Origin of the sequence: Neorhizobium vignae (assembly GCF_000732195.1) — a bacterium.
Classification (GTDB): Bacteria; Pseudomonadota; Alphaproteobacteria; order Rhizobiales; family Rhizobiaceae; genus Neorhizobium; species Neorhizobium vignae.
On sequence record NZ_JNNU01000015.1, the window covers coordinates 17,504 to 37,995 of the forward strand.

A 20,492-nucleotide genomic window follows, 5' to 3' on the forward strand; every position below is an offset into this window, starting at 1 on the left:
AATTGCAAGACGGGTGCATAAGGGGGAGGCGGTGCAGGTTGTTCGGAACCGGCACCGCCTCGGCGCCTGAGGAGGTTTTCAGGCGCGGGATTTCTTGCGTTGGCGGTGCACGTCAATGACGACTGCCGCGACGATGATCGCGCCCTTGACGATCTCCTGGTAATAGGCGCCGACCTTGAGGAAGGTGAAGCCGGAGGTCACCACACCGAGAATAATCGTACCGATTACCGTCCCGGTGATCCGGCCGACGCCGCCGGAGAGCGAAGCGCCGCCGATGACGGCCGCCGCGATGGCGTCGAGTTCGAAGGAAACGCCCATGTTCGGCTGGCCGGACTGGGCGCGGGCAGCGAGCATAACGCCGGCGACACCGGAGAGAAGGCCGGCGACTGCATAGACCTTGATCAGGTGCTTGCCGATATCGATCCCCGAGACGCGTGCAGCCTGGCTGTTGGCCCCGATGGCATAGGTGAACTTGCCGTATCGGGTATAGGACAATGCAATGTGGAAGATGATCGCCACGACGAAGAAGACGATGACCGTTCGCGGGACGGGAAAACCCCAGAGATTGAAGCTCTGGCCGAGCCAGGCGAAGTTTTCATTGAGCAAAGCGACGGGCTGGCCTTCCGTATACCATTTGGCTAGGCCACGAACTGAAACCATCATGCCAAGAGTGGCAATGAAGGGTGGAATGCCCGTCTTGGCGATGAGAAGGCCGTTCAGAAAACCCAGGAATGCGCCGAGCAGCACGCCGACCAGAAGCGGCCAGAACGGGCTTGAATCGATGAACCAGTCCAGGCCGAAAGCCGCGTATTCGGGTTGCAGGAAGACGGCGCGGGCATTCAGCGAGGTCTGGGCGAAGCTTGCGGCCACCATGGCGATAAACCCGACCATGGAGCCGGACGAGAGATCGACACCACCGGTGATGATGACCTGCGTTACGCCGACGGCGATGATCCCCGTGACGGCGACCTGCAGGACGATGATGGACAGGCGCTGCTTGTTCGCCAGAAAGCTTTCGCCCACGACGTACCAGCCGATCACTTCGAAGATAAGGGCGATCCCGATCAGGACGGCGAGGATCGAGAATTCCGGCGGAAGTCGCCGAACCTTCTTCAAGCCCGTCTTGGAGGTCTCCCCCAGTTCGTTGATGGCATCAGACATGATATCCTCCCGGCTGTGTCGTCAGCGCGACGCCAGCTCCATTATCTTGACTTGATCGGCTTCGGCCCTATCCAGGATGCCTGTGACCCGCCCCTCATGCAGCACGACGATGCGATCACTCATGCCGAGCACCTCGGGCATCTCCGACGAGATCATGATGATCGCCACACCCTGGCCCGCGAGCTGCGAGATCAGCCGGTGGATCTCGGCCTTGGCGCCGACATCTATGCCGCGTGTGGGTTCGTCGAGGATCAGGATCTTCGGATCGGTCATCAGCCAGCGACAGATCAGCACCTTCTGCTGGTTGCCGCCTGACAGGTTGATGATCGGCTCCCGCATGTCGGGCGTGCGGACCCTGAGGCGGTTGGCCATGTCGGTGGCCGCCTTCCGCAGCTTGTCCTGCCGTACGAAACCGAGCTGCACATAGTGCTGTTGAAGCACCGCCATCTGCGCGTTTTCCTGTATGTCGAGCAGCAGGAAACAGCCGGTCTCCTTTCGATCCTCCGTCAGAAACGCCATGCCATGCGCCATGGCTACAGAGGGCGAGGAGATGGTCAATTGCTTGCCGAAGAGCTCGATCGTCCCGGAATTTGCAGGCGTCACGCCGAAGATTGTTTCCGCGACGTTGGACCGGCCCGAGCCGACGAGGCCGGCAAATCCGAGGATCTCGCCTGCCCGGAGATCGAAGGACACGTCGCGGAAGACGCCGTTCAACGTCAGCCCCTTTACCGACAGCACGACGTCGCCGATCTGCGCCGGTTCTTTTGGGAACATCTGAGTGATCTCGCGCCCGACCATCATGCGGATGATGTCTTCGCGGGTCACCTCCGAGGAATTGCAGGTTGCAACGTACTTGCCGTCGCGAAAGACGGAGAACTCGTCGGCGATCTCGAAGAGTTCGTTCATCTTGTGCGTGATGTAGATGATGCCCTTTCCCTCCTCGCGAAGGGAGCGGATGATCCGGAAGAGGTGGTTCACCTCCCTCTCGGTGAGGGCCGATGTCGGTTCGTCCATGATGAGGACATCGGAATCGAAGGATACGGCCTTGGCGATCTCGACCATCTGGCGGTTGGCCACGCTGAGCTTGCCGACCTTGATTTCCGGATCGATCTCGATCCCGAGGCGCTCAAACAGCGCGTCCGTTCGACGGTTCATTTCGGCATGGTCCACGATACCAAAACGACCGAGCGGCTCACGGCCGATCCAGATGTTTTCCGACACGGTCATGGGCGCCATCAGATTCAGTTCCTGATGGATCATCGCGATTCCGTTCTGGAGCGCGTCGAGCGGATTCTTGAGCCGGATGTCGACGCCACGCAGTTTGAATGAGCCGCTGTCGGGCGTGTAGATGCCGGCCAGGATCTTCATCAGCGTGGACTTGCCCGCGCCGTTCTCGCCCATGAGAGCATGTACCGTCCCGCGTTTCAGCTTCAGCTGCACATTATCCAGAGCAACGACACCTGGAAATTCCTTGCGCACGTCCTCGACTTCCAGAAGATATTTGCTGCCCGGGACAGCGCCGCTCCTGCGAACGGCCTCCATGGTCTGCGGACTGATGATGCGTTCAGCCGACATGGTGGTCCTCCTCCACGAGAGTGATCCGCTGCCTCGCGAGGCAGCGGATCGGCCCTTCCACGGTCAATTCTTCGTCGTGAACTGGGCCATGTTTTCAGGCGTCACGAGCTGGAACGGGATCCAGACCTTGGCGTCCACTTTCTCGCCCTTGGCGAGCTTTATGGCAGCGGCGACCGCACCCGAGCCTTGACCGAAGGCATCCTGGAATACGGATACATCCAGATTGCCCGCCTTCATGTAGGCGAGTGCTTCCTGGGTGGCGTCGATGCCTGCCACGACCACATCCTTCATATTCCAACCGGCAGCTTTCATGGCGTTGATCGCGCCGATTGCCATGTTATCGTTGTTGGCGATGACAGCCGCCGGCTTGTGACCGGCCGCGATCCAGTTGGTCATCAGGTCCTGAGCCTTGACCGGATCCCACACGGCGGTCTGCTGGTCGAGGATCTTGATGCCCTTGCAGTCCGGCGTCGCGATCACGTCGTGGATGTCCTTCGTGCGCTGGACGGCAGCCTGGTTGGCAAGATCGCCGACCATGACGAGGATATTGCCCTTGCCACCCAGGAGGCGACATACTTCCTTGGTCTGCAGCGTGCCGGACTGAACTTCGTCGGAGGCGACGAATGCCCCCTTGGGGCCAAGCTTGTCCACGTCTGCCGGCATCCGGTTGACATAGACGATCGGGATGCCGGCATCGTTCGCCAGCTTCGTCATCGGCGCCGTTGCCGTGGTGTCGACGGCATTGACGATGATCGCATCGACCTTCGAGGCGATGAAGTTCTGGATCTGGGAAAGCTGCTTCTGAACGTCATCATCCGCGATCTCGATCTGGACCGGCTGTTTTGCTTCGGCCGCGGACTTCTCGATACCCTTGCGCAGAACGGTCAGGAACGTGTCGGAATTGGCCATGGACACGCCAATATTGCCCGCATGAGCACTCGACGCCATCAGAACGCCGAGCACGGCACCCGCCAAAAATTTCTTCATCTCTTCCTCCTCTGAAACGGTGCCCGGCGAACACCTCAAAAAAGCCGGTCGCCTCCTCCCCGAAGGCAATCTCACGAACCGGTCCGGTCACTCCCACCGGATCGGCGAAGACGTCAAAGTCTGTCCCGGATTAGCTCCATGCTCTTGCGGATCATCGCTTGCGGATCGCTTGATGCGTGAACGGATGGCGCGAACGGTTCGAACGAGAACGGGCCGGAATAACCAGCTTCGACGAGCGCACGGATCTGACCGACATTGTCCAGCCGGTCCCGGGCCGTCACCATCACGCGATGCGGATCGCGCATGGCGTCGATGCTGACTTCCTGATCATCGACGCCTGAAATGTGGACCAGCCCCGTCAGATCCGGAAATATATCCGGCTCGCCAGCGAGCACGTGGTGGAAAGTATCATGAACCAGCCTGAAGCTCTCGCTGCCATCGATCGCGGCGATCGCTTCCGCGGCTTCCTTCTTGGAACGAAGCGAACAGATCTGGAAACCGAGCGGCTCCACGAGGCCGATGAGGTCATTGGCCTGCAGGACAGGTTTCAGTGCCTTGAGCGCAACGCGCAAATTTCCCTGACGCTCTCCCTCCAGCCTGCCGCTTCCATCGTTGACGGGCACGAGGACCAGAGCCTTGGCGCCGCAGGCGGCGGCATAAGCGGCTAGTTCCCTGGCTTCCGCTTCCCGTTCCGGCGTCCATTCGTTGAAGCGCTGCAGGGCATTGATCGAAATGATTTCGGTTCCGTGCGCCTTTGCCAGGTCGCGGACCGTCTCAGGTGAAGTCCCGTCGAGTATGGCATTATCCGCAAGATCGTTGCGGATTTCGAATTGCCGAACATGGAGCGATATGCCCAGCTCGAAAAAAGCGCCGAGCGGCATGTGTGGCGCAACCATGTGGTTGAGCGCGAAGGTAAGCGCGGCCATGAGTTCTCCCGAAGTTTGGCGCGGCCGGCTTCCTCCTCCGTCCCGCTGCACGAAGTCATCAGGTTTCGTGGCATTGGTCAAAGAAGAAATAGAAATATTCTATTTCATTTATGAAAGAATTTGCAGATTGCTATGATGGTTTTTCGTCATCTCAGTTCAGATGTTTTCCGGCACGTAAATTTCAAGCGGCAGGAAAGTCTGGCCAGGCGCCGTCGCGGGACCGGTATCCACAGCCTCGACCATTAGCTGGACCAGTTCACGGCACAGATTGGCAAGCGGTGTCGAGATCGCCATGGTCACGATGTCATCGGCCAGCGCTGCGCGGGAAATTGGCGTCAGCTCGTTGACGACGATGACATGCTTGCCGCCGAGCTTTTCTTCCCGGATGGCTGAGATGGCGCCTTCCATTCCGCCGCCGGCAACATAGAAACCCACAAGATCCGGATGGCGGTGCAGCAGATCCAGCGTCGCCTCGTGGGTGATTTCGACCGTTTCCAGGTTTACCAGCGTGTCCAGAACCTCGAAATCGGGAGCGTGTTCGCGGAAGTAGGACCGAAAGCCGATCTCGCGCAGTTCGTGACCGTGAAAGCGATGGCTGCCAACGAAAACGGCCACCTTCCCGGGTTTTTTCGCAGCCTTCGCGATCATCCAGGCTGCCGTCCGGCCGGCCTTGCGGTTGTTGAGCCCGACATAGCCCTCGCGGATGCCGGAGGCGAAATCGGACAGGATTGAGAATACCGGGATGCCCCTTGCCTTCAGTTCTTCCACTGCCACCGTCAGGGCCGGATAGTCCGGGGATGTCATGGCGACCGCCTGATTCCTGGCGCCCACCTCTCTCAGCTTGTCGGCCAGTTCGCTCGGTGTCTGGTTGGCGCAGAATTCGATTTGCGCAACGCCGCGAATGCCGGGATGATTCTGGACGGCGATCTCCAGCTCCCGCTTGAAGCTCTGGTAGAAATGATGGTTGGGCTTCTGCAGGATGAAGCCCAACCGGTATTGCGGCAGCCCCTCGAACACTCGCTGCCGCAACAACCCGACGGCATGGAAGCCAATCTCGTTTGCTGCCTCATAGACGCGCCGCGCCGTGTCCTCGCGCACCTTGTGCCGCCCGTTCAACACGCGGTCCACGGTAGCGACGCTCACTCCCGCAGCCTTGGCCAGGTCCGCGATCGTCGGTCTTGATCCCATCTGCTCCTCCATCAGGTGAAACGTTTCTATCATGGAATAAATCAAGAATGATAGACTTTGATAGAATATATCATACGTGGATTGTGATCTGCCAGAACAACGATAATCCTCAAGCTCAGATGCCGTGCGGCGCCTTTGATGGCGACCGCATCGAAACTGACGGAGGAGATCGATGGCGAGGACAGCGGCTAAGCGCGACTACAGCCTGCTTGGGCGCGATGCGCAGGCGGCGGTGGCCAATGGGCTCGCGGCGGCGCAGTGGTACCATACCGAGATTGCGCGCAAGCAGATGAAGGAGTTGATGAAGCGGGAGGATGGGCCGGCCCTCCGGGATACGGCGATCTGGCTCGGCTGCATGGTCGTGTTTGCAGGGCTTGGCATCTATTTCTGGGGCAGCCTCTGGGCGATCCCTTTCTTCCTCGCCTATGGCGTATTCTACGGGTCGGCCTCGGACAGCCGCTGGCATGAATGCGGTCACGGCACGGCGTTCAAGACGATGTGGATGAACAACTTTGTCTACCAGATCGCCTGTTTCATGATCATGCGCAATCCGGTGACCTGGCGCTGGAGCCATACCCGGCACCACACCGATACGGTCATTGTCGGCCGGGATCCGGAAATCGCCGTCATGCGCCCGCCGGATCTGGTTCGGCTGGTCCTCAACTTTTTCGGCCTCCTGGATGCCTGGCATGCGGTGATCGACATGGTCCGCAACGCGTTTGGCGTCATCAGCGCCGAAGAGAAGGTCATCATTCCCGAGACGGAGCAGCCGAAGGCGATCCGCGTCGCGCGCATCTGGCTTGCGATCTATGTGGCGACCGTCGCGCTCGCGGTCGGCCTGAATTCGATCCTGCCTCTGATGCTGATCGGCATGCCGCGCCTTTATGGAGCCTGGCACCATGTCATGACCGGCCTGTTGCAGCATGGCGGCCTTGCCGACAACGTCATCGACCACCGGCTAAACAGTCGCACGGTCTACATGAACCCGATCAGCCGCTTCATCTACTGGAACATGAACTATCACGTGGAGCATCACATGTTCCCGATGGTGCCCTATCACGCGCTGCCGAAGCTGCACGCGATGATCAAGGACGATCTGCCGGTACCCAACCCGTCGATCCTCGACGGTTATCGCGAGATGATCCCGGCCTTCCTGCGCCAGCTCCGGAACGAGGATTACTTCCTGAAGCGCGAGTTGCCGCCGACGGCAAAGCCCTATCGCGAAGACTTCCACAATGACGCCATGGCGCCGGCGGCGGAGTGACGCCGGCGTCTGACAAAACAAGCCATTATGGGGAGGAGAACCCGATGAGCATCTGGATCGACGTCTGCGACAAGGACGAGATCGATGAAGAGGATGTCATCCGCTTCGATCACGACGGCAAGAGCTACGCCGTCTATCGCAGCCCGGAAGACAGTTTCCACGCGACCGACGGACATTGCACGCACGAGAATGTCCATCTGGCCGATGGTCTGGTGATGGACGACATCATCGAATGTCCGAAGCACAACGGCCGCTTCAACTACAAGACCGGCCAAGCCAAGGGCGCCCCCGTCTGCGTCAACCTCAAGACATATGCGGTCAAGGTCGATGGTGGCCGCGTCTTCATCCAGGTCGGCTGATATGGGTGATAGAGGCATGGTGATCGTCGGCGCCGGCGAAGCGGGCGTGCGCGCGGCCTTTGCCCTGCGGGAGCGGGGTTACCAGGGAACCGTGACGCTGATCGGCGACGAGCCGCATCTCCCCTACGAGCGTCCGCCCTTGTCGAAGGCGGGCGAGGAAGCAGAGACGGTCCGGGCGATCGTCGCAAACGAACGTTTTGCCGAGGCGGGGATCACCTTTCTGCGAGGGCAGCGGGCCATCTCGCTCGACCCGGCACGCCATGCGCTGCTACTGGAAGCCGGCGAAACGCTGTCCTACGAACGGCTGCTGCTCGCAACCGGCGCCGCGCCGCGCCAGTTTCCAGGCATTGCCACAAGTGATCGCATCCATGTGCTGCGGACCGTCGAGGACGCATCCGCCATTCGCCGCCAGATGCGGGAGGATGGCCGCCTGGCCATTCTCGGCGGTGGCTTCATCGGGCTCGAACTGGCCGCGATGGGCCGGAAACTCGGCACGGCCATCACCTTGTTCGAGGCGCAACCGCGCGTGTTGATGCGTGGCGTTCCCGAAAAGCTGGCGCTCGCCTTGCAGGCGCGGCATGTGGCAGAAGGCGTGGAACTCCTCTGCGGCGTGGGGATCGAGACCATCGCCGATGGCGAGAGCGGCGTTGCCATCGGGTTCGCCGATGGTCGCCAGATCAAGGCCGATGCGCTTGTGGTCGGGATCGGTGCTGAGCCCAACACCCGTCTTGCCGCAGAAGCGGGGCTTGCGATCGACAACGGCATCGCCGTCGATCGCCATCTGGCGACCAGCGATCCGCACATCTTTGCCGCCGGCGACTGCTGCTCCTTTCCCGTCGCCGCCTATGGCGGCCGGCGCGTCAGGCTCGAGTCCTGGCGCAACGCGCAGGAACAGGGCAGCGTCGCGGCGGCCAACATGCTGGGCGAGGCCGCACCCTTCGATGCGGTGCCCTGGTTCTGGTCGGACCAATACGACCTGACGCTGCAGGTAGCCGGCCTGTCCGACGGCGCAACATCGACCGTCGGCCGGACGCTGTCCCCGGAAGCCGAGATCCTGTTTCACCTGGATGCGGATGGGCGATTGCTGGCAGCCAGCGGACTTGGCCGAGGCGGTGCCGTTGCCCGCGACATTCGACTGGCCGAGATGCTGATCGCCAGGGGCACGTGTCCCGATCGAGCGGCACTCGCCGACCCCTCCGTCAAACTGAAATCCCTTCTGTGAGCCCGTGACGCCAAAGGATGCACCAATGAAATCCAACCGTCCCACCGTTGCCGATATCCTGGCGCTCAAGGGCAAGCGCCCACTCAGCATGCTTCGTGTCGTCACGCTCGAAGAGGCGGAAGCCGCCGAGAAGGCCGGGATTGAAATGGTTTCCGTGCCGCCGGCGCTCCTCGGACCTGCGTTCCGGGAGGCGGCGCCAGGTGTGTTTGCGGTGCCGGGGCTCGAATATGGCGACTTCGTCACGACGGAGGAATATCTACGGCGCCTTCAAGGCGATGCGGGCCGGTGGCGACGCCGTCTATTGCGCGGCCAGCCTCCGGATCATCCGAGGGCTCAGGGACGAGGGCATACCCGTCTGCAGCCATGTCGGTCTCATTCCCTCGAAGGCAACCTGGACCGGTGGCTTCAAGGCGGTCGGCAAGACGGCCGACAGCGCGATGGCGATCTGGAATGCCGTCAAGGCCCTCGAGGAGGCTGGTGCCTTCGCCGCCGAAATCGAGGTGGTTCCCGCCGAAATTGCCTCGTTGATCAGCGCCCGTAAGTCTCTTTTCATGATCTCGATGGGGGCGGGCGCCGGTTGCGACGCGCAATATCTCTTTGCCGATGACGTGCTCGGACAGAACCGCGGGCACGTGCCTCGACACGCGAAGACCTATCGCAACTTCAACGCTGAATTCGACCGCCTGCAGCACGAGCGCATCGCAGCCTTCCGGGAATTCCGCCAGGACGTCGAGAGCGGAGCCTATCCGGCGGAGCCCCACAATGTCGGCGTGGGGAGCGGGGAGTTCGCCCGCTTCCGCAATATGATCGACGGTTGATCGGGCCACAGGAGACCAACCTTACCCTTCTCGGTGCGGGCCGCATCGACTGGGTTGAGCGACCCCTTGAATATCCATGGATGGTTTTGCCGTCGCCCTAACAACAAGGGAAGGCAAGGCTGCAATCATTTTGCCTCCCGTTGCGAATCCTTGTTGCAATTAATTCGCAATTGCAGAATATGAATATAACGAGAGTGCCCATCGTTGTTGCAGACAATCTCCAGCTGCGACGAGGCCATTTCGAACGTTGACTGCAATTAAGTCCCATTCGCAAAAGGAGGCGTGCATGCTTGAAAAGATACGATGGCTGGTCCTGACCGGAATGGTGGGGACGGCGTTCGCCGCCGTTCTGACGGCAATGCCGGCATCGGCTCAGGACAAGTTCAAGGCGGTGACGACTTTCACGGTGATCGCCGACATTGCGAAAAACGTCGCCGGCGACGCCGCAGTCGTCGAATCCATTACCAAGCCCGGCGCGGAAATACACAACTACCAGCCGACACCCGGCGACATCCAGCGGGCGCAGGGCGCCAAGCTCGTCTTCTGGAACGGGCTCAATCTCGAGCTCTGGTTCGAGAAGTTCTTTCAGAACTTGAAGGACGTGCCGGGCGTCGTGGTCTCGACAGGCGTCGAGCCGATGGGCATCGCCGAAGGCCCGTATGTGGGCAAGCCCAACCCGCATGCCTGGATGTCTCCCACCGCGGCGCTGATCTATGTCGACAACATCCGCGATGCCTTCGTGAAGTACGATCCGAAGAGTGCCGCGACCTACAAGGCCAATGCGGAATCCTACAAGCAGAAGATCAAGGCGGCCATAGATCCCATCAAGGCCGAACTCGCCAAGGTGCCGGAGGACAAGCGGTGGCTTGTGACGAGCGAAGGCGCCTTCTCCTATCTCGCCCGCGATTTCGGCTTGAAGGAGTTTTATCTGTGGCCGATCAATGCAGACCAGCAGGGCACACCGCAGCAGGTTCGCAAGGTGATCGACGCCGTTCGGAAGAACCGGATCGGTGTCGTTTTCTCGGAGAGTACGATTTCGTCGAAGCCAGCCGAACAGGTGGCGCGGGAAACCGGCGCCAAATACGGCGGCGTTCTTTACGTGGATTCGCTGAGCGAGGCCGATGGCCCGGTTCCGACATATCTCGATCTGCTGAAGGTAACTTCGGATACTATCGCCAAGGGCCTGGTCGTCTCGCAGTGATTCTGGTCGTGCGCCCATTCGCGACCCGGCGGGCGGGCTGCATTTGTCGTTTTCAAGAGGATGTTTCCAATGAATGCTCAACCCCCTTGGCCGAACCATGCTCCTTCCGGGTCTGACGGAATCATGGTCGACGGCGCGACCGTAACCTACCGCAACGGCCATACGGCCCTGCGGGATGCGAGCTTCCGCATCCCGCAGGGAACGATCACCGCTCTGGTGGGGGTCAACGGTTCCGGCAAATCCACGCTGTTCAAGGCGATCATGGGTTTTGTGCGCCTGGCGAAAGGCGACATCCGGGTGCTCGGCATGTCGGTCAAGGAGGCGCTGCGCAAGAACCTCGTCGCCTATGTGCCGCAGTCGGAAGACGTCGACTGGGACTTTCCGGTGCTGGTCGAGGATGTCGTCATGATGGGCCGCTACGGCCATATGGGCATGATGCGCATTCCAAAAGCCGCCGATCACGAGGCCGTGGCGACGGCGCTAGCCCGTGTCAGCATGAGCGAATTCCGCAAGCGCCAGATCGGAGAGTTGTCGGGCGGGCAGAAGAAGCGGATTTTCCTGGCGCGTGCACTGGCGCAGGACGGTCGCGTCATCATGCTCGATGAGCCCTTCACCGGCGTTGACGTCAAGACGGAGGACCAGATCATCACCTTGCTTCGCGAGTTGCGCGACGAGGGCCGGGTCATGCTGGTCTCCACGCACAATCTGGGCTCGGTGCCGGAATTCTGCGACCGGACCATCCTGATCAAGGGGACGGTGCTCGCCCATGGGCCGACTGTCGAGACCTTTACCCAGGAAAACCTGGAAAAGACCTTCGGCGGCGTGCTGCGTCATTTTGTGCTCAACGACGCGCAGAACGGAAGATCGACGTCGATCGGCCTGCTCAGCGACGATGAGCGGCCCTTGGTGCTTCGAGGCGGGAAGGCGACCAACCGTGCATCGGACGAGGAAGGCGGAGGCCGCGAATGATCGCCGTTCTTATCGAACCCTTCACCTACAGCTATATGCTGAATGCCATGTGGGTCTCGGCCCTTGTCGGCGGCGTCTGCGCCTTCCTTTCCTGTTACCTGATGCTGAAAGGCTGGTCGCTGATCGGGGATGCGCTCTCGCATTCGATCGTTCCCGGCGTGGCAGGCGCCTATATGCTCGGACTTCCGTTTTCAATAGGCGCCTTTTTCTCCGGAGGGCTCGCTGCGGCCACGATGCTTTTCCTCAACCAGCGCACCAAGCTGAAGGAAGATGCCATCATCGGCCTGATCTTCTCCTCCTTCTTCGGGCTGGGGTTGTTCATGATCTCCCTGAAGCCCATGGCGGTGAACATCCAGACGATCGTGCTCGGCAACATCCTCGCCATCACGCCCGAGGACACGCTGCAACTCGCGATCATCGGCTTCGTGTCGCTGGCAGTTCTGCTCGTCAAATGGAAGGATCTGATGGTCACCTTCTTCGACGAGAGCCACGCCCGATCGATCGGCCTCAATCCGACCGCGCTCAAGATCGTCTTCTTCACTCTGCTGTCGGCTTCGACGGTCGCCGCGCTCCAGACGGTCGGTGCCTTCCTGGTCGTCTGCATGGTGGTCACGCCGGGGGCGACCGCCTACCTCCTGACCGACCGTTTCCCGCGCCTCCTCGTTCTGGCGGTGATCATCGGGTCGATCACCAGCTTTGTCGGCGCCTATGCGAGTTATTTCCTCGACGGGGCGACCGGCGGCATTATCGTGGTGATGCAGACGGCAATCTTCCTGATCGCATTCGTGCTGGCGCCGAAGCACGGGATCCTGGCGGCGCGCAGGCGGGCAGCCCAGGCACTGGAGGCAGGGTCATGACCATTGTCGATACGCTTCTTTCACCGTTCCAGTTCGGCTTCATGGTCAATGCGCTGCTGATCTCGGTGCTGATTGCCGTGCCGATGGCTCTTCTGTCCTGCTTCCTTGTCTTGAAGGGCTGGTCGTTGATGGGTGATGCGATCAGCCATGCCGTGTTTCCCGGCGTGGTGATCGCCTATATCGTCGGTATGCCTCTTGCGATCGGCGCTTTCGCAGCCGGCATGTTCTGCGCCATCGCGACCGGTTTCCTGAAGGACAACAGCCGCATCAAGCAGGATACGGTGATGGGCATCGTGTTCGCCGGCATGTTCGGGCTCGGCCTCGTCCTTTATGTGAAGATCCAGTCCGACGTGCATCTCGATCATATCCTGTTCGGCGACATGCTCGGCGTCTCCTGGCGTGACATCGCAGAGGCGGCCGTCATCGCGGCGATCACGGCCGGCATTCTCGGCGTGAAATGGAAGGACTTCCTGCTGCACGCCTTCGATCCGGCGCAGGCAAGGGCCGTGGGACTGAGGGTCAATTTCCTGCATTACGGTCTTCTCGCTCTCATCTCGCTGACGATCGTCGGTGCCCTGCAGGCGGTCGGCATCATCCTTTCGATCGCCATGCTGATCGCGCCGGGGGCCATCGCCTTCCTGCTGACCCGCAAGTTCAGCACCATGCTGGTCCTGTCCATCGCCATTGCCGTGGCCGGTTCGTTCGCCGGCGTCTATCTGTCCTTCTTCATCGACAGTGCCCCGGCCCCGACCATCGTGCTCCTGATGGCAATCGGTTTCGTGCTCGCCTTCATCCACGCTACGCGCAAGGCGGCCCGGGTCGAGACGACCGAAACGATCTAGCGAGAGGGAGACAGCGCCTCCGCCGGCCGCGGCCACGCCGAACCTGAGTTGATCATCCGGCCTTTGTCGGCCATGTGTAGGCGCAGCCGCTCGACGCAAGCCGGAGTTGACGCGCATCAAAGAGCGCTGTGGCGGAAGGGCGCATAGACAGAACTGACTGTGCCGTGCCAATAACGGACGTTCAGGTCGGACATCGCCGGCCGACCGCAACTGATGAGGGACCGTGAAGAACCGCAGAGCACCTGCCTGGAGTGTTGTGTTCGCGTCGATCGCGGCCTATGCGCTCGTCGTGCAGATGGTGCTTGGCTCCGTCCTTCTCGGTTCAGCGGTTGCGGGGCCTGTCGTCGATGATTTTGGAAACCCGCTTTGCATTACCCATGCGGGCGGCAGCGGCCAATCCGATCACAAGGACGGCCCAAAACTGCCCGAGTGCTGCACCCAGGCATGCAGCGTTCTCGCTCCGGTGCTCGCGCCGCAGTTTTCCGACAATTTTCTGAGCAACCGGCTGGAGGCCACCGCCACGCCGGTTCCGGCCGAAGCGGATACAGGTCCCTTCGAACGCCCCGAGACCTCTCCCGGAAACCCCCGCGCGCCGCCCCGGGCAGCCTGAAAGCTTGCCGCGCAGGCGAATCCGAAGGATCGCAAGGCGCTTCAGGTCGGGCACCCCCCGTTTCGTGAACGTTTCGGCCAAACGGCAATGACGCGGCATAAGCCGTGTATCGCGCCCCGGCGGCCAGCGGGCTCGGAGCCAAGGGCAGATCGCCTTTTCAAACCATCAATCCACCCGGACCGGCGCCTTCACGGCTGCTCGGCACCTGAAAATCGGGCCGTCCAACGCGCGGCCAAGCATGGAGATTCACATGTTGAAGAAAATCACGACAACCGCCGCCATCCTCGTGGTCGGCAGCACCGCCGCTCTGGCGCATGTCACCCTGGAAGCAAAGGAAGCTCCTCTAGGCTCGACCTACAAGGCGGTGCTGCGCGTGCCGCACGGTTGCGAGGGCAAGCCGACGAACACCGTGCGCGTCCAGATCCCGGAAGGCTTCTACGGAGTGAAGCCGCAGCCTAAGGCCGGATGGACGCTCGACAAGGTCAAGGGCGCCTATGCCAAGGCCTACGACAATCACGGCTCTCCCGTCACCGAAGGGGTCAAGGAAGTGGTCTGGAGCGGCGGCAGCCTCGGCGACGACGAGTATGACGAGTTCGTGCTGCGGGGCACGATTGCCGCGGACCTGAAAGCCGGCGACATGCTCTATTTCCCGGTGATCCAGGAATGCCCGGAAGGCCTCAAGGAACGCTGGATCGAATTGCCGGCCGCAGGCCAGAAGGCTTCGGATCTCGAACTCCCAGCCCCCGGCGTCAAGCTTCTTCAGAAGGCTGGCAACTAAGCGATCCATCCACTCCGGAGCATGAAGGCCGATGACGCCGCTTTGCTACAAGGCACTTTCACTGACCGGCACTCTGCAGCGGTTCGTGTCCGCGATCCTGCTGTGGTCGGTCATGACGGCGGCGGCATACGCCCATGCGTCCCTCAACACGACCGAGCCGCGCGATGGCTCGGTCGTGTCCGTTGCCCCGCGCGTGATCACCCTGATGTTCAGCGAGCCCGTTTCGCCGACCAGCCTCAGGCTCACGCGGCCGGACCGCAGTTCAGTCAATCTCAAAAACTTCGTCCTGAAGGACAGTACGGTCGAGATTACCCCGCCGGACGACCTTTTGGACGGGAGCTATCTTCTCTCCTGGCGGGTCGTTTCAGAAGATGGCCACCCGATCGGCGGCTCGGTCGTCTTCTCGATCGGACAGCCGAATGCCAACGCTCGGGGCGCTGCTGCGGATATCGACTGGCCAGTCCGCGCCGGTCTCTGGGCCGGCAAGATAGCGCTCTATATCGGTCTCTTCCTGGGCGTCGGCGGGGTGTTTGCCATTCACTGGTTCGCGGACGGTTCCGGGAAGGCACTGAGGCAGACCGCAGTCACCCTTGGCGTCGGCTTCGTGGGTGCGCTGCTTTCGGCCGGCTTCCAGGGTCTCGATACGGTTGGCGAGCCCATTTCGCGGCTCTTTGCACCGGCTGTCTGGAAGGCGGGAATGACCACGAGCTTCGGGCCGACGGTCATTTTTGCGATCGCGGCGCTGGCGCTTGCGGGGCTTGCTCTGGCAAGCGGCCGGGGCAGGGACGCCCGCTGGATCTCCATATCAGCCCTCGTCACGGCGGCATTTGCCCTTAGCCTCAGCGGTCATGCGAGTGCGGCAGACCCGCAATGGCTGATGCGCCCGGCCGTTTTCCTGCATGTTGCGGCCATAGCTGTCTGGGCCGGCGCGCTGCTGCCGCTCCTGGCCGAGTTCGGAAAAGACAAAGAAGCGGCCGGCGCGGCATTGCACCGCTTCTCGGTCTTCATACCATGGGCCGTCCTGGTCCTTGCCCTGGCGGGCGGCGTGCTCGCCGTCGTTCAGGTCCGCACTCCAGCTGGACTGGTGACGACGGCGTATGGGATCGTATTCCTCGTCAAGCTCGGGCTGCTCGTCCTGCTGTTTGCCCTGGCAGCCGTCAACCGGTGGAAACTCACCTCCGGTTCGAAGAAGGGAGAGCCTGCAGCGATCCGCCAGCTCGTTCGTTCGATCGCTGCGGAGACCGTCATCCTGCTCCTCGTCTTCGCGGTGGCTGCGACGTGGCGCTTCACGCCGCCCCCACGCACCTTGATCGCCGACGTCCAGAAGACTGCCGTGGTTCACTTGGAGACCAGTAAGGCAGTGGCTGAGGTTAAGATCACGCCGGACAGGGTAGGGGAGGTCGCGATATCCGCGGCCATCGCCAAAAGCGACCGGTCGCCGCTCGATCCGCAGGAGGTGACGGTTGTGCTGTCGAACCCGGGGGCGGAGATCGAGCCGATCAGGCGGAAGGCCGAGAAAGGTAAGGACGGCTGGGCGGTGCCCGATATCGTGCTTCCTGTTCCCGGGCGGTGGCGGCTGCGCCTTGACGTGATCATCAGCGATTTTGAAATCACCAGGATGGAAGGCGAGATCGAAATCGCACCGTGACCAAGCGCCGGCCGGATGTTTCTCCAGGGCTGAGCATCTGTAAGCCAGTTCTTACTCTTCCACCTGCCGCCGCACGCTGGTCAGCATTCGAGGACAAAGAGGCCGAAACCGGCAAGCCATGCGGCGCCGGACAGTGAATAGATCAGGCTCGTAAATTCCGGAAAAGCCCGGCGCTTGGCCAGCCGCGGCCTGGCCGTCCCTGCCGCCCTCCTGATTTAGCAACGGCGCATCCGGGGAAAGTTGCGTCGGGACAAATATTTTGCAGAAAGAGGACGCTGTCGTTGATTTCGCACAAAGAGAGGCGGCCGCGGGGCAGATAGATGCTTTCCGATGAAAACTGGAAAGGAGCCCATATGTCCGCGGCGATAATCGAGAAATATGGCGATGCGCGGTTGCCGCGCTACACGAGCTATCCGACGGCTCCGAACTTCAGCTCGGATTTCGACGCCCTCGACTATCCGGTCTGGCTCAAGCGGCTGCCCGAAGGACAACCGACCTCGCTCTATATCCACATTCCCTTCTGTCGGTCGATGTGCTGGTATTGCGGCTGTCACACGACGATCACCGAGCGCGACAGGCCCATTCTCGACTATATCGAGATCTTGCACCGGGAGATCGAGCTTCTGGCATCCGCTCGAGCCGACAGCTTCAGCCTCGGGGAAATCCATTTCGGCGGCGGCACGCCGACGATCATCAAGCCGGATGAATTCATCGCGCTGATGGATGCGTTTCGCAACCGTCTCGGTTTTGCAAAGGTGGTCAATGCGGCGGTCGAAATCGATCCGCGCACCTTGACCCGAGAGATGGCGATGGCGCTCGGGGAGTCGGGCGTCACCCGCGCGAGCCTAGGCGTCCAGAGCTTCGACCCGACGGTCCAGAAGGCGATCAACCGCGTCCAGAGCGTCGAGACGACGATGGATGCGGTGGAGCATCTTCGCCATAACGACATCAACGCGATCAACTTCGACCTGATCTACGGGCTGCCGTTTCAGACCGTCGAATCCTGCGTCGAGACGGTCGAAGCGGCCGTCAGCATGCGGCCGGACCGTCTTGCCGTCTTCGGTTACGCGCATGTCCCGAGCTTCAAGAAACACCAGCGTCTCATCGACGAGGCGGCGCTTCCCGACGCACGGGAGCGCGCGCTTCAGGCATCCGCGATATCAGACGCCCTGGTGGCGGCGGGCTATGTCAGGATCGGCCTCGATCATTTCGCGCTGCCCGGTGACGAGCTCTCGCTTGCGCAGGCCGAAGGCCGGCTGCACCGGAATTTCCAAGGGTACACGACGGATGCCTGCGAGGCGCTGATCGGGCTCGGTGCCTCCTCGATCGGCCGGTTGCCGCAGGGATATATCCAGAACGAGGTTCCGCCCGGCCTCTATGCGACGCGGGTTTCGAAAGGCGAACTGCCGGTCGCCAAGGGCTATCGCCTCACACTGGAAGACCGTCTGCGCGGCGAGGTGATCGAAAGGCTGATGTGCGACTTCGCGGTGGATGTCGCCGCACTTGCGGCGGCGCACGGCTTCGATGCCGACCTTCTGTTGCGGGGCAATGATCGGCTGGATGAGCTTGAACGGGACGGGCTGATCGAGCGTCAGGGCGGGAATATCCGCGTCTCGGAGGATCACCGGTTCATCGTCAGAGCCGCAGCCTCCGCGTTCGATGCCTATCTGAACAAGAGCGGCAGGTCCTTCAGCAAGGCGGCATAGGGGCATTCAGCTCGTTCGATCGCCGCATGGGCCGTATCGGCGTCATGATCCGTTAGGTCGACCTCTGCCACGAACGAAGGTCACGGCTTCGTTTTGAACCTCGCCTTCATTGTTCAGGACGGCGCGCCACAGGCGGTTTCCGAGACGAACGCTCAGGCGGGACGTGCCGATGTCCTCAGCTTCGCCACGCTCCACGGTGCTCGTCACGAGACCCTGGCGGATCCTCTGCCGGAATTCGTCGCGAGACAGCCCGAACCGGCCGGCGATCTCGCCGGACTCCAGGATAAAGTCGCCGTTCGGGTCGCGTTCGATATGCATCGCTCTTCCTCAGGTCGATGATGTTGAGGCGAGGTTCGCTGTTCAACGCTTTTTACGTTCTACGACACTGATCGAAGTCATGGAAAGGTCTGGCCGACAACGATTTCGTCGCAAGTGTGCCGGTCGCCATGGCGAGCCGGCCTTATTCAGAGCCTGTGGCCCGTTGTTTTGTCGAAGAGGTGAACCTGTTTCGCGTCGATCGAAATGCCGACTGTGTCGCCGAACCTGACATCGATGCGCTCGCGGAAAAGGCAGGAGAGCTGCTCGCCACCGCAATCGAGCTTGGCAAAGATTTCCGAGCCGGTGCCTTCGACGATGGTCGCGCGGCCCTGGATACCCTGGTCGCTGGCGCGGATGTGCTCCGGCCTGATGCCGTAGACGAGCGGGCGGCCGCCCGCCTTGGCCGGCGAGACCTCGGCCGGAAGCGGCAGGATCAGCCCCTTTTCGGTGCGGAAAACGCCTTCCTCGATCTTGCCGTTCAAAAAGTTCATGGCCGGGGAACCGATGAAGCCAGCAACGAAGAGATTGGCCGGCCGGTCGTAGAGTTCCAGCGGGGCGCCGACCTGCTCGATATTGCCGTCATGCAGGACAACGATCTTGTCGGCCATGGTCATGGCCTCGATCTGGTCATGCGTCACGTAGATGGTCGTCGTGCCGATGCGCTGGTGCATGGCCTTGATCTCGCCGCGCATTACCACCCGCAGCTTGGCGTCGAGGTTTGAGAGAGGTTCGTCGAAAAGAAACACCTGAGGATTGCGGACGATCGCCCGGCCCATGGCGACGCGCTGGCGCTGGCCGCCGGAAAGCTGGCGGGGGTAGCGTTCAAGCAGGTTTTCCAGGCCAAGGATGGCGGCCGCCTTCTTGACCCGCTCGGCGGTATCGGCGGGGTTCGCCCGCTTGAGCTTCAGCGCGAAGCCCATATTGTCCTCCACCGTCATATGCGGATAGAGCGCGTAGTTCTGGAACACCATGGCGATGTCGCGGTCGCGGGCCGGCAGATTGCTGACTTCGCGTGCGCCGATGCGGATCTCGCCGCCGCTGACCTCTTCGAGACCGGCGACCATGCGCAGCAGGGTGGACTTGCCGCAGCCCGAAGGGCCGACGAGGACGACGAATTCGCCATCGGCGATATCGACGCTCAGGTTCTCGATGACGTTGACCGCGCCGAAGCGCTTCTGGATGTTCTGGAGAGTGACGGTTGCCATGAAGTTCGATCCTGTTTGTGAGCCCGCTCAGCCGCCCTTGACCGCGCCGGCCGTCAGGCCTGCGACGATCTGCTTCTGGGCGAACAGGGTGAGTACCAGCACGGGGAGGGTGACGATCAGTGCGGCCGCTGCCAGCGGCCCCCAGCTGACCTGTTCGAAGGAAAGCATGTTGTAGACGGCGACCGGCAGCGTTCGCGTGGTGCGGCTTGCAAGCACGATGCCGAAGACGAAGTTGTTCCAGGAGAAGATGAGCGCCAGGATGAAGGCAACCACGATGCCGGGCTTGGCGATCGGCAGCGCCACGAGGCGGAACACCTGCCAGGGCGTCGCGCCGTCGATGCTGGCGGCCTCCTCGAGTTCCATCGGCGTCGTCTCGAAATAACCGATCATGATCCACACGACGATCGGCACGGTGACGACGAGATGGATGATGATCTGCGGCCAGAGCGTGCCGAGCAGGTTCAGCCACTGGAACAGCAGGAAGAGCGGAATGAGGAAGGAAAGGCCGGGCGTCATGCGGGCGATCATGATGACGATCGCCGCCTTCTCCGCCTTCAGCCGTGCGATGCCGTAGCCCGCCGGCACGCCGATGATGAGCGCCAGCAGCGTCGCGGCCCCCGTCACCAGCACGGAGTTCCAGAAATACAGGAAGAAATTGTTCTCGCGGAACACCTGCACATAGTTCGACCAGGCGAAGTTTTCCGGAATGAGGATCGGCGGATAGGCGCCGTTGTCGATCTCGTATTTGAGCGACAGCGAGATCATCCAGAGGAAGAACAGCACGACCGGCGACACCATGACGAGGGCCGCGAACAACAGGCCGATGCGATCGAGGGTCCTGCGTCTTATGAGGGGGCG

19 protein-coding genes and 1 pseudogene are annotated in these 20,492 nt (G+C 61.6%); 12 read left to right on the forward strand and 8 right to left on the reverse strand.

Annotated elements, in window-relative coordinates:
• Positions 1–78: 78 nt before the first annotated feature.
• The 5 genes from GQ59_RS23015 to GQ59_RS23035 all read right to left on the reverse strand — a co-directional run bounded on the left by GQ59_RS23015 (position 79) and on the right by GQ59_RS23035 (position 5,837).
• A complete protein-coding gene (locus tag GQ59_RS23015) occupies positions 79–1,161 on the reverse strand; it encodes an ABC transporter permease (RefSeq protein ID WP_084683265.1) in 1,083 nt (360 codons plus the stop codon).
• 21 nt (positions 1,162–1,182) lie between these two features.
• A complete protein-coding gene (locus GQ59_RS23020; protein WP_037085613.1) occupies positions 1,183–2,736 on the reverse strand; it encodes a sugar ABC transporter ATP-binding protein in 1,554 nt (517 codons plus the stop codon).
• Between the two features lie 63 nt (positions 2,737–2,799).
• Positions 2,800–3,723, reverse strand: coding sequence for a sugar ABC transporter substrate-binding protein (locus tag GQ59_RS23025; RefSeq protein WP_037085616.1), 924 nt, complete (start codon positions 3,721–3,723; stop codon positions 2,800–2,802).
• A 113-nt stretch (positions 3,724–3,836) separates the two neighbouring features.
• The gene (locus GQ59_RS23030; RefSeq protein WP_037085619.1) at positions 3,837–4,649 is read right to left on the reverse strand and encodes a TIM barrel protein; all 813 of its coding nucleotides are present in this window, start codon (positions 4,647–4,649) and stop codon (positions 3,837–3,839) included.
• A gap of 156 nt (positions 4,650–4,805) precedes the next feature.
• The gene (locus GQ59_RS23035; protein ID WP_037085622.1) at positions 4,806–5,837 is read right to left on the reverse strand and encodes a LacI family DNA-binding transcriptional regulator; all 1,032 of its coding nucleotides are present in this window, start codon (positions 5,835–5,837) and stop codon (positions 4,806–4,808) included.
• 172 nt (positions 5,838–6,009) lie between these two features.
• Here GQ59_RS23035 and GQ59_RS23040 point away from each other — a divergent pair, with 172 nt between their 5' ends.
• The 12 genes and pseudogenes from GQ59_RS23040 (at position 6,010) to hemN (ending at position 18,111) form a co-directional block, all read left to right on the forward strand.
• Positions 6,010–7,101 carry a fatty acid desaturase family protein gene (locus GQ59_RS23040; RefSeq protein ID WP_037085625.1) on the forward strand — a complete coding sequence of 364 codons (1,092 nt, stop codon included), beginning with the start codon at positions 6,010–6,012 and terminating at the stop codon, positions 7,099–7,101.
• Between the two features lie 44 nt (positions 7,102–7,145).
• A complete protein-coding gene (locus GQ59_RS23045; protein ID WP_037085628.1) occupies positions 7,146–7,460 on the forward strand; it encodes a MocE family 2Fe-2S type ferredoxin in 315 nt (104 codons plus the stop codon).
• Between the two features lies 1 nt (position 7,461).
• On the forward strand, positions 7,462–8,682 hold the full coding sequence (locus GQ59_RS23050; RefSeq protein WP_244448031.1) for an NAD(P)/FAD-dependent oxidoreductase: 1,221 nt from the start codon (positions 7,462–7,464) through the stop codon (positions 8,680–8,682).
• A 25-nt stretch (positions 8,683–8,707) separates the two neighbouring features.
• Positions 8,708–9,500, forward strand: a pseudogene (locus tag GQ59_RS23055) (3-methyl-2-oxobutanoate hydroxymethyltransferase).
• Between the two features lie 286 nt (positions 9,501–9,786).
• Complete coding sequence (locus GQ59_RS23060) at positions 9,787–10,701, forward strand: metal ABC transporter substrate-binding protein (RefSeq protein ID WP_037085634.1); 915 nt, start codon at positions 9,787–9,789, stop codon at positions 10,699–10,701.
• A gap of 69 nt (positions 10,702–10,770) precedes the next feature.
• A complete protein-coding gene (locus tag GQ59_RS23065; protein ID WP_037085637.1) occupies positions 10,771–11,670 on the forward strand; it encodes a manganese/iron ABC transporter ATP-binding protein in 900 nt (299 codons plus the stop codon).
• Positions 11,667–12,527 carry a metal ABC transporter permease gene (locus tag GQ59_RS23070; protein WP_037085640.1) on the forward strand — a complete coding sequence of 287 codons (861 nt, stop codon included), beginning with the start codon at positions 11,667–11,669 and terminating at the stop codon, positions 12,525–12,527. Before GQ59_RS23065 ends, GQ59_RS23070 begins: the two co-directional genes overlap by 4 nt.
• Positions 12,524–13,369, forward strand: a complete 846-nt coding sequence (locus tag GQ59_RS23075) for a metal ABC transporter permease (protein ID WP_037085643.1) — start codon at positions 12,524–12,526, stop codon at positions 13,367–13,369. Before GQ59_RS23070 ends, GQ59_RS23075 begins: the two co-directional genes overlap by 4 nt.
• 223 nt (positions 13,370–13,592) lie before the next feature.
• Positions 13,593–13,979, forward strand: coding sequence for a hypothetical protein (locus tag GQ59_RS23080; protein ID WP_152564432.1), 387 nt, complete (start codon positions 13,593–13,595; stop codon positions 13,977–13,979).
• A 250-nt stretch (positions 13,980–14,229) separates the two neighbouring features.
• A complete protein-coding gene (locus GQ59_RS23085; RefSeq protein ID WP_037085649.1) occupies positions 14,230–14,757 on the forward strand; it encodes a YcnI family copper-binding membrane protein in 528 nt (175 codons plus the stop codon).
• A 31-nt stretch (positions 14,758–14,788) separates the two neighbouring features.
• On the forward strand, positions 14,789–16,405 hold the full coding sequence (locus GQ59_RS23090) for a copper resistance CopC/CopD family protein (protein WP_037085654.1): 1,617 nt from the start codon (positions 14,789–14,791) through the stop codon (positions 16,403–16,405).
• 353 nt (positions 16,406–16,758) lie between these two features.
• Complete coding sequence (gene hemN, locus GQ59_RS23095) at positions 16,759–18,111, forward strand: oxygen-independent coproporphyrinogen III oxidase (RefSeq protein WP_037085657.1); 1,353 nt, start codon at positions 16,759–16,761, stop codon at positions 18,109–18,111.
• A gap of 42 nt (positions 18,112–18,153) precedes the next feature.
• On the opposite strand, the gene GQ59_RS23100 is transcribed toward hemN, so the two are convergent.
• The 3 genes from GQ59_RS23100 to GQ59_RS23110 all read right to left on the reverse strand — a co-directional run bounded on the left by GQ59_RS23100 (position 18,154) and on the right by GQ59_RS23110 (position 20,483).
• Positions 18,154–18,429, reverse strand: coding sequence for a DUF6522 family protein (locus GQ59_RS23100; protein WP_037085659.1), 276 nt, complete (start codon positions 18,427–18,429; stop codon positions 18,154–18,156).
• Positions 18,430–18,575: 146 nt separating this feature from the next.
• The gene (locus GQ59_RS23105; protein WP_037085662.1) at positions 18,576–19,634 is read right to left on the reverse strand and encodes an ABC transporter ATP-binding protein; all 1,059 of its coding nucleotides are present in this window, start codon (positions 19,632–19,634) and stop codon (positions 18,576–18,578) included.
• 27 nt (positions 19,635–19,661) lie between these two features.
• Positions 19,662–20,483, reverse strand: coding sequence for a carbohydrate ABC transporter permease (locus GQ59_RS23110; RefSeq protein ID WP_037085834.1), 822 nt, complete (start codon positions 20,481–20,483; stop codon positions 19,662–19,664).
• Between the last annotated feature and the right edge of the window lie 9 nt (positions 20,484–20,492).

What these genes read in the sequence shown, in the direction of transcription:
- GQ59_RS23015 (WP_084683265.1), bottom strand. Translation starts at nt 1,161, where the DNA reads ATGTCTGATGCCATCAACGAACTGGGGGAGACCTCCAAGACGGGCTTG.
- GQ59_RS23020 (WP_037085613.1), bottom strand. Translation starts at nt 2,736, where the DNA reads ATGTCGGCTGAACGCATCATCAGTCCGCAGACCATGGAGGCCGTTCGC.
- GQ59_RS23025 (WP_037085616.1), bottom strand. Translation starts at nt 3,723, where the DNA reads ATGAAGAAATTTTTGGCGGGTGCCGTGCTCGGCGTTCTGATGGCGTCG.
- GQ59_RS23030 (WP_037085619.1), bottom strand. Translation starts at nt 4,649, where the DNA reads ATGGCCGCGCTTACCTTCGCGCTCAACCACATGGTTGCGCCACACATG.
- GQ59_RS23035 (WP_037085622.1), bottom strand. Translation starts at nt 5,837, where the DNA reads ATGGGATCAAGACCGACGATCGCGGACCTGGCCAAGGCTGCGGGAGTG.
- GQ59_RS23040 (WP_037085625.1), top strand. Translation starts at nt 6,010, where the DNA reads ATGGCGAGGACAGCGGCTAAGCGCGACTACAGCCTGCTTGGGCGCGAT.
- GQ59_RS23045 (WP_037085628.1), top strand. Translation starts at nt 7,146, where the DNA reads ATGAGCATCTGGATCGACGTCTGCGACAAGGACGAGATCGATGAAGAG.
- GQ59_RS23050 (WP_244448031.1), top strand. Translation starts at nt 7,462, where the DNA reads ATGGGTGATAGAGGCATGGTGATCGTCGGCGCCGGCGAAGCGGGCGTG.
- GQ59_RS23060 (WP_037085634.1), top strand. Translation starts at nt 9,787, where the DNA reads ATGCTTGAAAAGATACGATGGCTGGTCCTGACCGGAATGGTGGGGACG.
- GQ59_RS23065 (WP_037085637.1), top strand. Translation starts at nt 10,771, where the DNA reads ATGAATGCTCAACCCCCTTGGCCGAACCATGCTCCTTCCGGGTCTGAC.
- GQ59_RS23070 (WP_037085640.1), top strand. Translation starts at nt 11,667, where the DNA reads ATGATCGCCGTTCTTATCGAACCCTTCACCTACAGCTATATGCTGAAT.
- GQ59_RS23075 (WP_037085643.1), top strand. Translation starts at nt 12,524, where the DNA reads ATGACCATTGTCGATACGCTTCTTTCACCGTTCCAGTTCGGCTTCATG.
- GQ59_RS23085 (WP_037085649.1), top strand. Translation starts at nt 14,230, where the DNA reads ATGTTGAAGAAAATCACGACAACCGCCGCCATCCTCGTGGTCGGCAGC.
- GQ59_RS23090 (WP_037085654.1), top strand. Translation starts at nt 14,789, where the DNA reads ATGACGCCGCTTTGCTACAAGGCACTTTCACTGACCGGCACTCTGCAG.
- hemN (WP_037085657.1), top strand. Translation starts at nt 16,759, where the DNA reads ATGTCCGCGGCGATAATCGAGAAATATGGCGATGCGCGGTTGCCGCGC.
- GQ59_RS23100 (WP_037085659.1), bottom strand. Translation starts at nt 18,429, where the DNA reads ATGCATATCGAACGCGACCCGAACGGCGACTTTATCCTGGAGTCCGGC.
- GQ59_RS23105 (WP_037085662.1), bottom strand. Translation starts at nt 19,634, where the DNA reads ATGGCAACCGTCACTCTCCAGAACATCCAGAAGCGCTTCGGCGCGGTC.